12 protein-coding genes are annotated in these 12,913 nt (G+C 47.8%); all 12 read left to right on the top strand.

The window, feature by feature from the left end; all coding sequences use genetic code 11:
• The first annotated feature begins 10 nt into the window (after positions 1–10).
• The 12 genes from M2277_RS01615 (at position 11) to M2277_RS01560 (ending at position 12,841) form a co-directional block, all read left to right on the top strand.
• On the top strand, positions 11–2,791 hold the full coding sequence (locus tag M2277_RS01615; RefSeq protein ID WP_280753976.1) for an alpha-helical endospore appendage domain-containing protein: 2,781 nt from the start codon (positions 11–13) through the stop codon (positions 2,789–2,791).
• Between the two features lie 210 nt (positions 2,792–3,001).
• A complete protein-coding gene (locus tag M2277_RS01610; protein ID WP_006211501.1) occupies positions 3,002–3,649 on the top strand; it encodes a GntR family transcriptional regulator in 648 nt (215 codons plus the stop codon).
• A 266-nt stretch (positions 3,650–3,915) separates the two neighbouring features.
• Positions 3,916–5,049, top strand: coding sequence for a betaine/proline/choline family ABC transporter ATP-binding protein (locus M2277_RS01605; RefSeq protein ID WP_036641876.1), 1,134 nt, complete (start codon positions 3,916–3,918; stop codon positions 5,047–5,049).
• Positions 5,046–5,702: an ABC transporter permease gene (locus M2277_RS01600; RefSeq protein ID WP_006211499.1), complete on the top strand. Its 657-nt coding sequence runs from the start codon at positions 5,046–5,048 to the stop codon at positions 5,700–5,702. The genes M2277_RS01605 and M2277_RS01600 overlap by 4 nt, the downstream gene beginning before the upstream one ends.
• Positions 5,703–5,766: 64 nt before the next feature.
• On the top strand, positions 5,767–6,684 hold the full coding sequence (locus M2277_RS01595) for a glycine betaine ABC transporter substrate-binding protein (protein WP_148246863.1): 918 nt from the start codon (positions 5,767–5,769) through the stop codon (positions 6,682–6,684).
• A gap of 195 nt (positions 6,685–6,879) precedes the next feature.
• The gene (locus tag M2277_RS01590) at positions 6,880–7,773 is read left to right on the top strand and encodes a PhzF family phenazine biosynthesis isomerase (RefSeq protein ID WP_280753975.1); all 894 of its coding nucleotides are present in this window, start codon (positions 6,880–6,882) and stop codon (positions 7,771–7,773) included.
• Positions 7,774–7,807: 34 nt separating this feature from the next.
• Positions 7,808–8,737 (top strand): phosphotransferase family protein, encoded by a 930-nt coding sequence (locus tag M2277_RS01585; RefSeq protein WP_063480092.1) that lies wholly within the window; start codon positions 7,808–7,810, stop codon positions 8,735–8,737.
• 61 nt (positions 8,738–8,798) lie between these two features.
• A complete protein-coding gene (locus tag M2277_RS01580) occupies positions 8,799–9,893 on the top strand; it encodes a saccharopine dehydrogenase family protein (RefSeq protein ID WP_280754299.1) in 1,095 nt (364 codons plus the stop codon).
• A 269-nt stretch (positions 9,894–10,162) separates the two neighbouring features.
• Entirely contained in the window at positions 10,163–10,774 is a 612-nt protein-coding gene (locus M2277_RS01575; RefSeq protein ID WP_006211494.1) for a hypothetical protein, read from the top strand.
• A 53-nt stretch (positions 10,775–10,827) separates the two neighbouring features.
• Positions 10,828–12,048, top strand: a complete 1,221-nt coding sequence (locus M2277_RS01570; protein ID WP_143767829.1) for a glycosyltransferase family 4 protein — start codon at positions 10,828–10,830, stop codon at positions 12,046–12,048.
• A 25-nt stretch (positions 12,049–12,073) separates the two neighbouring features.
• Positions 12,074–12,247 (top strand): hypothetical protein, encoded by a 174-nt coding sequence (locus M2277_RS01565; protein ID WP_006211492.1) that lies wholly within the window; start codon positions 12,074–12,076, stop codon positions 12,245–12,247.
• Between the two features lie 24 nt (positions 12,248–12,271).
• Positions 12,272–12,841: a class I SAM-dependent methyltransferase gene (locus M2277_RS01560; protein ID WP_076150384.1), complete on the top strand. Its 570-nt coding sequence runs from the start codon at positions 12,272–12,274 to the stop codon at positions 12,839–12,841.
• The last annotated feature ends 72 nt before the right edge of the window (positions 12,842–12,913 follow it).

Raw genomic sequence — 12,913 nt, 5'->3', positions numbered from 1 at the left:
GAGGTACGGAATGCCCAATGATAATCTATCTAAAGTCACTCCAGATCTATTGCTGAAAAGAGATCAAGCGATAAATCTTTTACTCACCTCCATTGCGATGGAGGAATTGGGACTAAGTCATATCATTAATGCGGAAGGGGAAAAGCTGCAGTATGTACTGGGTACAATCCCTGGATTAACGGGTCCTCCTGCTACGGTTAATGATCTATTAAATGTGAATGAAAGCGTAAGACAGACGATACAGGTGTTAACAAAAAAGCAGTGGCTCCTGCTCAATAAGTTAGACAGTGTACTATTCTCCTTGGTCGCTCCTACAGGTTCCCATGGTGGGGCGACCGGTACAACAGGCGCGACTGGAGCAACTGGGGCAACTGGGGCAACAGGTGCTGTGGGACCAACCGGCGCTACAGGTCCGACAGGGCAGTCTGGGGGAACGGGCTCTACCGGAGCCATGGGTGCGACAGGCCCGACGGGTTCTACAGGACCAACCGCTGCAACCGGGTTCACGGGTGATTCGGGGGTAACGGGTCCGGCAGGAGCAACGGGAATCACGGGTGCGACTGGACCTGCCGGAGCTACCGGAGTAACAGGAGTGACGGGACCTACTGGGCCCGCGGGACCAACGGGAGCCCAAGGAGGAGGTGCTACCGGAGTTACTGGGCCGACCGGATTAACGGGCGATCCGGGTGTGACGGGAGTAACAGGCCCGACAGGAGCAACAGGAGTAACAGGTGCAGCAGGTTTGATGGGACTTACAGGAGCGACGGGGGCTACAGGCGTAACGGGAGTAACAGGTGCAGCTGGAGTGACGGGAGTAACAGGAGTAACGGGAGTAACAGGTGCAACTGGAGTGACAGGAGCGACTGGAGTGACAGGTGCAGCAGGTTTGATGGGACTTACAGGAGCGACGGGGGCTACAGGCGTAACGGGAGTAACAGGTGCAGCTGGAGTAACAGGTGCGACAGGAGCAACGGGAGCTACTGGTGTGACGGGTGTAACCGGGGCACCCGGTGTAACGGGAGTGACAGGATCAACCGGAGTAACCGGAGCAACTGGTGTAACGGGAGTTACTGGAGTGACAGGAGCGACAGGAGTTACTGGACCAACCGGAGTAATGGGTCCAACCGGTGCTACTGGAGTAACCGGCGCTACTGGAGTAACAGGCCCAACGGGGGTAACGGGAGCAACCGGTGTCACGGGAGAAACAGGTCCGACAGGGTTGACAGGAGCAACAGGAGCCGCGGGGTTAACAGGAGCTACTGGAGTTACTGGATTAACGGGAGCTACTGGACCAACCGGAGCAACAGGTACAACAGGGATAACTGGAGCAACGGGGGTCACAGGAGCAACCGGGGCCACTGGAGTAACAGGCCCAACGGGGGTAACGGGAGCAACGGGTGTTACAGGAGTGACAGGATCAACCGGAGTGACGGGCTCAACGGGGGTAACGGGAGCAACGGGTGTTACAGGAGTGACAGGATCAACCGGAGTGACGGGCTCAACGGGGGTAACGGGAGCAACAGGGTCCACGGGAATTACTGGACCAACCGGAGAAACAGGTCCAACAGGGATAACTGGAGCAACTGGGGTCACAGGAGCATCCGGGGCCACTGGAGTAACGGGCCCAACCGGTGTTACTGGTGTAACCGGGGCCACTGGAGTAACAGGCCCAACGGGGGTAACGGGAGCAACGGGTGTTACAGGAGCAACTGGGGTCACAGGAGCAACCGGGTCCACTGGAGTAACGGGCCCAACCGGTGTTACTGGTGTAACCGGGGCCACTGGAGAAACAGGTCCGACAGGGTTGACAGGAGCAACAGGAACCGCGGGGTTAACAGGGGCTACTGGAGTTACTGGATTAACGGGAGTAACGGGACCAACCGGAGCCACAGGAGTGACAGGATCAACCGGAGTGACAGGATCAACCGGAGTGACGGGCTCAACGGGGGTAACGGGAGCAACCGGGTCCACGGGAGTTACTGGAGCAACCGGAGTAATGGGTCCAACCGGTGCTACTGGTGTCACGGGAGAAACAGGTCCGACAGGGTTGACAGGAGCAACAGGAGCCGCGGGGTTAACAGGAGCTACTGGAGTTACTGGATTAACGGGAGTTACTGGACCAACCGGAGCAACAGGTCCAACAGGGATAACTGGAGAAACTGGGGTCACAGGAGCATCCGGGGCCACTGGAGTAACGGGCCCAACCGGTGTTACTGGTGTAACCGGGGCCACTGGAGTAACAGGCCCAACAGGGCTAACGGGAGCAACCGGGGTCACAGGAGTTACTGGAGCAACAGGCCCTAACTTTGCAACGACAGGGTTCTCTGCTTTTCAAACAGCTTTAAGTGTAAGTACATCTGCTCAGTTAGTTAACTGGACTGTAACAGCACCTTATTACACGGATCCAAATTTGAACCCAACGACCGGGAATTTTACGATTCCGGCGACAGGAAGATATGCGATTAAGGCTACAATCAACTATTCTACTTCAGCTGCCGTGTCGATTTCTCTTGGGGCTGGAATTAATCCGGCATTTACCGTTCGAAGAACCTCACCGACAACAACGGATTTAATTAGCGGATTATTCCCGCTGTTAAATGTTAACGTGGCCTTGGTTTTGACCTTGAGAGCAGTGTTAGGCAACGGTGCAGTGACGTTGGCAGGCGACGTTCAACTGAATGCAGGTGATGTGGTGGGCTTGTTTTACGATGCCAACGGCCTTACCATTTCGCTCAATCTCGGAGGAGCGACCTCATCAGGGATTGTATGGTCAATATTCAGGCTGTCTTAACATGAAATCCGTAAACGCCGATCATCTTTTGAGTGGCAGTATATCCGCTGGTAACGGCTGATATACTGCTTCTTTTTTACTCAAAAGGACTATGCAAGCCTTGCTTGAATAATCCGATTTATTTTGAATGGACGATGAGGTATACTGGATTTGGGATTTTTCATAATCCTTGACATAGTATGTGAGCGAACATGAAGGAGCGAGTTTAACTTGCAGGAGAAAGCCGGATATAAATCGATTGCGCTTGATATTGCCCAGCGTATTGTCAGTGGGGAATTTCCCGTCGCCAGTAAAATTTCTGGACGTTCTTTATTAGCCGGTCAATACCAGGTATCACCAGAAACAATTCGCAAGGCGATTGGCTTGCTGAAGGAAGAGAATATTGTTTCTGTATCCCAGGGTAAGGAAATTATTATTGTCTCGGATCGTAATGCATTAGAGTATACGACCCGGAACAATTATTTGAAATCGGCGTATTCCTTAAAACAGGATTTACAACAGCTTCTTCAGGAGAAGAAAGAGATGGACCGTAAATTTGCCGAGCTGTTCACTCAGATCATTGAGGCATCGGATCGGCTTCAAAATTTAAAGCCCTACCATCCCGTTGAGATCAAAATCAGCGATTTATCGCATGTTATCGGTCGTACGATTGGAAATCTGCTGTTTTGGCAAAATACAGGCGCCACCATCATTGCCCTTCGCAGAGGGACGGAAGTGACCATATCTCCGGGTCCCCATGTTATCTTAAGAGAAGGGGATATCATTGTTGCCGTCGGAGATGAACGCATGTATGAACGAACGGAGCAGTTTATCAACCGTCCGCTGGATGAGGAAATTCAAGCAACGGATCCATCATAATTTCATATCATGAACGGCAAATAAAAGCTGCACAGAACCCTGATTCTGGCGGCTTTTTTGCTATGAGAAATGGATCCTACCATATTTAAACAAACAATCTATTAGTTCATGATAAGTTGTCAGTAGGTCTAAGGTCTGGTATAGTATTAGTTGTACTTACAAATGAATGCTAAATGAGTTGGTTTGTTTGGAGAGCTTGGTCAGTGGGTAAAAGAATTAGCGAGTAAGCTAATTTTTGTTGCATCACAAAAAAAAGGGGGGTATATATGCTGAAATTTGAACATGTCGGCAAGAAATACGCCAATGGTTTTGAAGCAGTGAAAGATATTAATTTTGAAGTGGAATCAGGAGAAATCCTGGTGCTGATCGGACCGAGCGGATGCGGGAAGACCACCACGATGAAGATGATTAACCGCCTAATACCGAACACATCCGGAAAGATTTACATCCACGGTAAAGATATCTCGAAGGAAAACCCCGATACCCTGCGAAAGAACATCGGTTATGTTATCCAGCAGATCGGTTTGTTCCCGCATTATACGATTGAGGAGAATGTCGGACTTATTCCTCAGCTTAAAGGATGGGACGCAGGCAAGAAGAAAGAGCGCGTTCTCGAGATGCTCCGTCTGGTGGGATTAGACCCTGATGTGTTTGCCAAAAGATATCCGAAGCAGCTATCAGGTGGGCAGCAGCAAAGAGTAGGCGTGGCGAGAGCTCTTGCAGGCGATCCCGAAGTTGTCCTGATGGATGAGCCCTTTGGAGCGCTCGATCCCATTACCAGAGAGCAATTGCAGGATGAGTTATTGAAATTGCAAAAAGAAGTAAAGAAAACCATCGTATTTGTAACGCATGATATGGAAGAGGCACTGAAGCTCGGCGATAAAATCGCCATTCTCAAAGACGGAGAATTGGTGCAATTCGATTCACCTGAACAAATTCTTAGCCAGCCGGCGAATGAATTCGTGGAAGGCTTTATCGGTAAAAATCGAATTTATCAAAACCCCGAATACATTCCGGTCACCGATGTGATGCGGGATAATCCTTCTACATCATATCCGGACAGGACTCCGGGCAAAGCACTTGCCTTTATGCGACAGCGGAAAACGGATACCCTGCTCGTTGGCGATGAATCAAACCACTTACTTGGGATTGTATCTGCCTATGATCTCGCCGCCAAAATGGAGGGAATCCGTACGATCGAGGAAATCATGACATGGCCTACGATTGTACTTCAGGATACGGCTACAGCAAGGGACGCATTGTCCTTGATTACACAAGCGCCACATGGCGTCATTCCCGTAACTACAGCAGACGGCACCATTGCCGGAATCGTTACGAGAAGCAGTCTCTTGACCGCTTTTGCCGCTAAATGGGTGGGAGAAGAGGAGGAGACATTATGAGAGATCGATCTTTATGGGAACAAATGAAACAGCAGCTGGAGAGCCGTGGGGATGACTTGATTCAGTCATTGGGTGTTCATATCCAGCTCGTCCTGATATCCATGCTTCTGGCAGTCATTATAGGTATTGCTTTCGGAATATTAATATCACGGATTAAGGCATTAAAGGGAATTACGCTGGGTACTGCAGGCATCTTGCAAACCATTCCGAGTCTGGCGATGCTTGGGTTTATGATTCCGTTGTTTGGCATCGGGATGAAAACGGCCATTGCGGCATTGTTTTTATATTCTCTGCTGCCAATCATCCGCAACACCTATGCAGGCATTACGGAGGTTGATAAATCGGTGGTTGAGGCAGCAAGAGGGATGGGCATGAAGAGTGGACAGATTTTGTTCAAAGTGCAATTGCCTCTGGCGATGAGTGTCATCATGGCGGGCATTCGAACAGCTGCGGTTATCAATGTAGGTACAGCGACACTTGCTGCCTTTATTGGAGCGGGTGGATTAGGTGAATTCATCTTCCTTGGGATTCAGCGCAACATTGAAGCGTTAACCTTAATGGGCGCGATCCCGGCAGCTCTTCTGGCACTTGTCATCGATTATTTGCTGGGATTGCTTGAAAAGGCAACGACCCCAAAAGGACTAAAGGTGTAATTGTAATAGGATAGACCCAACAGGATGTTCTCATAAAAATAATAAGGTAGCACAGGAGGTACGAATGAAGATAAAAAAGATTATGGTTGTATTGGGAATGCTGGCATCGATTGGTATGGTTCTAGCTGCTTGCGGTGGAAATTCGGATGGGGATCAAGCCGCCGAGGGCAATAAACAAATAACCGTCAGCTCCAAGAACTTCACGGAAAACGTTATTCTGGCGCATATGATGGCTGAGCTGATCGAAGCCAAAACGGATATTAAAGTGACAAGAACCGTGAATCTTGGCGGCTCCAACGTAGTATGGAACGCGCTGAAGAATAACGAGGTTCAGCTGTTCCCCGATTATACGGGCACCATTGTAGCCAATTATTATCAAGAAGAGACAGGGACATCGGAAGAATCTCTCAGCAAGACAAGAGAGCTGCTTAAGGCGGATAATCTTGCCTTCCTGGAGCCATTCGGTATGAACAATACGTATACTTTGGCTGTTACCAAGGAAACGGCAGATCAATACAATCTTAAAACCTTCAGTGATCTTGCCAAGGTTTCGGATGAAATGACACTCGGCGTAGAGTTCGAATTTCTGGATCGGGATGACGGCTATCCGGGAATCCAGAAGCTGTATGACATGAATTTCAAAGATTCCAAGGGGATGGACCACGGAATCATGTACCAGGCCATTGAGAAAGGTGAGACGGATGTAACGAACGCGTATGCCACGGATGCACAGATTATCGTGCATAACCTGGTGATTTTGGAGGATGACAAACAATTTTTCCCTCCATATGATGGCGGTCCCGTCATTCGTCAGGATACGCTTGACCAATATCCGGAGCTTGAGGACGTGCTGAACCTGCTCAAGGGACAGATTACGGATGCTGAAATGCAGGAGTTGAACGCTCAGGTGGATATGGAAGGATTGAAGGAAGATGATGTAGCTCGAGACTTCCTGGTGAAAAAAGGCTTGATCGAAGGATAATGCAGCACAGCAAAACCGGTCTTTTTAGACCGGTTTTTTTGTGTGCATTTAGTTTTCTCGCATACAAAGGAGATGGGGGGCCCTCAGGGCAGGGCAGAGGTCAAATTTGTTCTGGATTTTAAGCAATGTCTAATGGTAAAATCCTCTTAAATTTCCAACACATTTCATAGATGATAGAGGAAGGAGGATTAGTAGATGAAAATGGTGCCCGTTCTTCATTATGATGCATTCTCCGTTCAGCCCAATAAGGGGAACCCTGCCGGCGTTGTCTTGCATGCAGATACGCTGACCGAGGAAGAAATGTTAGCCATCGCCCGCAAGGTCGGCTTCAATGAAACCACGTTTATTTTAAAGTCTGAGAAGGCAGATATCCGCTTGAGGTATTACACTCCGGGTCACGAAATGAACTTGTGCGGTCACGCAACCATGGCATCTATGTATGCATTGCGAACCAAGGGGCTGCTGCCAGAGAAAGAAACCGTGTGGATTGAAACCAACGTGGGTGTGCTGCCGATAGAATTCCTTCATGAACAAGATCGGTTAACGATGAAGATGAAGCAGGATCATCCTCAATTCATTCCCTTTGAAGGTGATGTTGATCAACTGGCCGCCTCTATCAATCTAAAACGCGAGGATTTGGATCTATCGATGCCCATCGTATACGGAAGCACGGGAATATGGACATTACTGGTGCCGGTGAAAGGGTTAAGCGGATTTGATCGGATGGTCCCGAACAATGCGTTATTTCCGGACATTTTAACCGAAAATCCAAAGGCCTCGCTGCATCCGTTCTGTATGGATACGATGGACGATTCTTCCTTCATGCATGCGAGACATTTCTCTTCACCCTATTCAGGCACAGTCGAGGACCCGGTGACAGGGACCGCATCCGGCGTAATGGGAGCATATTATTTAACTTATCTGAACACCGAGCTGCCCTCCGCGCAATTTATCGTTGAACAAGGCCAAGAGATGGGTAAAGACGGCAGAGTCCAAGTTCAAGTGAATCGTAATCAAGACAAGATGGACGTATATATATCTGGTACGGCGGTTTTTGTACGGGAGTTCGATGTTCATATTGATGGATGACTTAGAGCGAGGGACGTAAGAAGGAGCGTATGTTATGAAAACATTTAAACCTGAGATGACTTTGGATTTAGCGATTGAGCATCTGAATCATATTGAAGGCGAGACCGTGAGGAAGGTCACACCTATAGAGATGGGTGAGCTTAGCAAGGTGTTCAGTTATCGGAAGGGCGATGCTGACTATGTTATTCATTTCAAAAGCAATAGGGAAAGTCTTGATAAACAGCTCTATATTTACAATAAGTACGGCGCACCATCCTTGCCCATTCCCCGCATTCACAAGATAGGGGAGTTTGGGGATATTCACTACTCCATCTCAGACAAGGTATCGGGCACACCGATTAGTGCCCTGGAGCCGGAGCAAATCCGAAATCTTATTCCGAGTTTAGTTCATCATTTTATACTTATAAACCAGGTAAGTGTTGGGGACTCCGGTGAAGGATTTGGCTGGATTACCCCGGAAGGAAAGGCGTCCCATCGTTCGTGGCCTGATTGCCTGGAATCTTTTTTTGATCAGGAGCAAGAGGGGTTCCATCATGGATGGAAGAGCTTATATGAGAGCAGTTTTCTGGAACAAGATTTTTTTGAAGATGTGTATGAAACGATGCTCGGGCTTGCTCAATACTCACCTCAAGAACGCTATCTGGTACATGGTGATTTTCATCTGGGCAATATGCTCGGCGAGGATCCGTTTGTGACAGGGATTGTGGATTGGGAGATGGCGATGTACGGAGACTTTATGCTGGATGTCGCTGTTCTTCACATATGGCATCCGATGCTGGAATTTCCACAAAGGCTGCTGCAAGCTATGACGGAGCGCGGTGTCGAGATTCCTTATTTTGAAGAGAGGCTGCTGTGCCATCAGCTCTTTAAAACGCTGGATGCACTCCGTTTTTATGCGAAGAAGGATGACGCCAACAGCTATCAATTCATAAAAAATCGTATCATGTCTTTGATAGATTCATAGACCCAATGATGCTAGTTGGGATAATGCGGTCTCGGTAGGAGCTGATCATTTCGTGAAAAAAATGATGGTTGTAGGTGCATCAGGTGTTCTTGGTACATGGATTTGTCTGGAAGTCCTTCGGATATTTACTCATAACGTAAGCTTGGTCGTAAGTGATTATAAAGCAGACAGAGGTAAAAACACGGCAGTTTCTTTAGGTGAACAAGTTCAATTTCGTTTATTAGATATTACTCATAAAGAGAGTATCGAACAGGCCGTTTGTGATATTGATCTTGTAATTGTGTCAGCCAAACAGCAGCAGCCGCTAATTCAACATGCCTGTATTAAACACCAAGTTCGATGTATCGATGTAACGGTGTTTTATGACTTTGTGTGTGAGACGAGGTCCTTGCACTACGATGCGGTAAATAATGAGATTGGATCGATAGTAATGTCAGGTTTTTTCCCGGGATTATCTGGATTAATCGTTAAGAAGGCAGTATCTCCGTTTAGCGAGATTACAGAAGTCAACGTGGGATTGTTGCAAAGCACGAATGCCAAAGCCGGAGTTTCAGGCATTATAGATATGCTGCGAATGATAAGCCAAGATGTTAGGCGTCACGATGGACAACAATCAGCTACCATATCGGGTTTTAAGATAAAAAGAAATATGATGTTCTCCAGTTCATTACGCAATCGAAAAGTCCGGTTAATCGAGCATGCTGAAAGAGCTTTTTTAAGAGAAATACTGCAAGTTGAACAGATTCATTATTGGACCGCGTGGAACAACAATATGTTCAATATCTTTGTAGGTTTACTTAAACGGTCTGGTATTCTTGCTAGAATTCTTAAATTTGATGCGAATGTCCTTGTTAAGTATGTGAAGCATAATCCTGCGCAACCTGAGGAGGCTTCTCTCTCTATTGAGGTAAAGGGAGTAATCGGGAACCAGCAGGGTGTCAAAACGTTTGTATTGTCTACTTTTTCTGATTATCATACAACAGCGATGTTCACTGCCGCATTAGCGAAAATAGCGATAAACAAAGAGATATCCGGTGTTGTGTTCCCATTTGAAATAACAGATATCGATGAAATTTTATCCATAATGGATTGCCCTCGAATTACGCTAACAGAAGCCGGGATTTCGTGTGGTACAGGCATTATAAAAAAAGAATGAGCCATAGGGGAAGTCCAAAGTCATTCCCACCTTGGACTTACTGCTTATCTCAGAACACAGCGGATGACATATTTCATTGTCAATCCGTTATCCAAAACCTTCACAGCCATGAAGGTTTTTTGGTCTTGTTTAAAAACGGGTATCAACAAGAATGCCAATCACCAACAACAAGAAGGTTAAATGTGTGAAATGGAATAGTTAACTGACGAGTCCAGAATGGAGGGCAAAGAATATACTGGACTAGGTTGAATTGAAGGGGCGGGAACGTCATGAACCATATCGACAGGGTAAGGAGAAGCGTACCGGAGGGCACGTTGATTCGGGGAATACATCCTGCTATTTATTTGTATGAGCGAGGCAAGAAACGTCCTGTAACTGATACGGAGACATTCCATTCCTATCGATTAAATGCAGAGGGCATTGTGGTATTGGAGGAGTCGGTGCTGGAAGAGATGGAGACCGGCACGCCGGTGAACATCTATGGGGATTTTAGAACGAATAGCCCTGCAACTCTTCTGGTGAAAAGCAGCGGTTCGGAAATTTACCTATGGACCGATGGTCTGCTTCATCCGATTGCATCGGGCGAAATTTACGACAGACTGCGATTTCATTATTCAAGCGTAGTGACTTTGCCGGATGAACTGATCGCTTTCCTTCCGGAAGGGGATCCGATTCATGATGCAACGCTGCTCACGCATTCCCTGGTGAACGGAAGAGTATACAGTGCTCCTAACGGATTGATTTATTATGGAGAGCGAAACAAGCTGCGAAAAATCGAGGGTCCCTCCGTATTCTCTTTCTATCGATGGAGAGTGGAGGAGATTGTTCATTTAACGAGGGAGGAGTTTAACCACTGCCGGTTAGGGGAACCGATTCTGTAGATAGGTTTGCACTCCCATGGAGCTGTTGATGACGATAGGGGCGTTCGGGAAGGGTGAGAAACTTGAAGGTACTGCTCGTTACGATATTCATGATTCCTCATGTCGGGGGACTGTGGAAGTACATGCTGCAGGTAAAGCAGGGACTTGAAGCTCTCGGGCACCAGGTCGACATGATGGGTGACGGAATTGATTGTTTTTATATATATGGAGAGGACAACCGGAAGGTACTCAAGAGCCATTTTAAACCGATGCTGGAATATAAGCTTCCGACAACCTCCCCTATATTCACAGATCATTGGGTCAGGTATGCCGAGTCCGAGCGATTATCTCTTGAGCTGTCGCTTACGTATTTGGGCTTGGAGCAATATGATGTCATTCATGCACAGGATGTGCTGGCCGCAGCGGCCGCAAGTCGCGTGAAACCTGCTCGGATACCCCTGGTTACCAGCATCCATGCCTCCGTGGCTTTCACGATACGAGATATGCTTCAGACGGATCAGGGCATTAAACCTTCCAGCGCTCCCCTCGTATGGAATTATTACAGGTCGATTGAGAATATAGGCGGTTCTTTCAGTGATCATGTCATGTTAGCTTCGAAGTGGCTGCAGGAAGTGATGGTGTCTCATTTTGCACTGCCGGAGTCAAAGATATCACTGATCCCCTATGCAATGGACATATCGAGCTTTGACAATCGAATGAAGATGGAGCATGATCTGTCCCGGCCAGAGAGTAAGAAAGTAATGATTAGCACCTCCAGACTAAGCTCTGAAAAAGGCATTCATGTGCTGCTGGAAGCCCTCGGCAAGCTGTTTAACATCCGTCAGGACTGGGTGTGCTGGCTAGTTGGGGACGGGGATCAGCGTTCCATGTACGAAGAACGTGTGGATCAGCTGGGTATAGGGGAAGCTGTGCATTTTTGGGGCTCGCGCGATGATGTTCCAGTATTGCTTGGCATAGCGGATATTTTTGTTATGCCGAGTTTGATGGAGACCTTGTCCTATTCCGTGATGGAAGCACAGCTTGCAGGATTACCGGTAGTCTCATCGGACGCAGGCGGTTTGAAGGAAGCGGTTCAGCATGAGGTGAACGGTCTTCTTTTTCCGGCGGGGGATGAGGATATGCTGATGGCGCACCTGGATCGATTGCTCGAAGATGAAGCATACCGGCAATGGCTGGGGGAACAAGCACGGCAATGGGCTTTGGCCCATCGAGGTTTGGATACTATGGTGACGCGTGTGCTTGAAGTCTACCGGAAAGAGATAAGCAAGAAATGATGTTGCAAAGAAGGGGGAGTGGACCATGAATTCGACAGAGGTACCTGGAGATCAGTATCGGGACCTGTTTTTATCCCAGCATACCCACCCTTTTATAATGGTCAATCAAGAAGTATGGGAGCTGACGATAAGCCGGCTTCCCAAGGATTATTTCATACCCGATTATCGGATTATTAATATGATGATGAACATGGTGTAGGAGAATAGAACGGAGGTGGGTGGAATGGGAACATCGAACTGGCAGAATTTATCTTATTGTGTAGATCTGATTCGGTATGTATCTCCTAAGTCCGTGCTGGACGTTGGCGTTGGGTTCGGCCGTTGGGGGATGATTTGCCGTGAGTATTTGGATGTATGGGAAGGGCGGGTATTTCGCGCGTATTGGAACACACGAATCGAAGGGATAGAGATCTATCCGGTGAACGTCGATTCTTATCATTCGTGTTTCTATAACAAGATTCATGTTGCGGATGCATTTGACCATCTTCATGCGGTAGTGGAGCCGGGGCAGTTCGATTTGATTATTCTGGGTGACGTTCTGGAGCACTTTACAAAAGAGCGTGGTCTTGCACTGCTGCAGACCTGTATTCAGAAATCCCGATTTGTTCTCTTGAATATCCCCATTGGAACGAACTGGCCGCAGGGCGCGGCATATGGCAATGAATTTGAAGCTCATCTAAGCACATGGACAACGGAGGAACTGGATCAGTTCCCGGTGGCCGACAAGAGGCATTTTAAAGATTACATCGATCGTGATTTCTCCACGTATTTGTATTCCATGAAAGGCATGTAGGAAGCTACGCCGATCTTGAATCTCTTTCTGTTGAAACATCTTCTGTGAAGAAGATGTTTTTGCGTTAAACCC

It is taken from the genome of Paenibacillus sp. LBL (assembly GCF_029893715.1).
Taxonomy (GTDB): Bacteria; Bacillota; Bacilli; order Paenibacillales; family Paenibacillaceae; genus Paenibacillus_AQ; species Paenibacillus_AQ glucanolyticus.
Note: the sequence above shows the minus strand (reverse complement) of the source record. Positions and strands in the feature narration are given on the sequence as shown.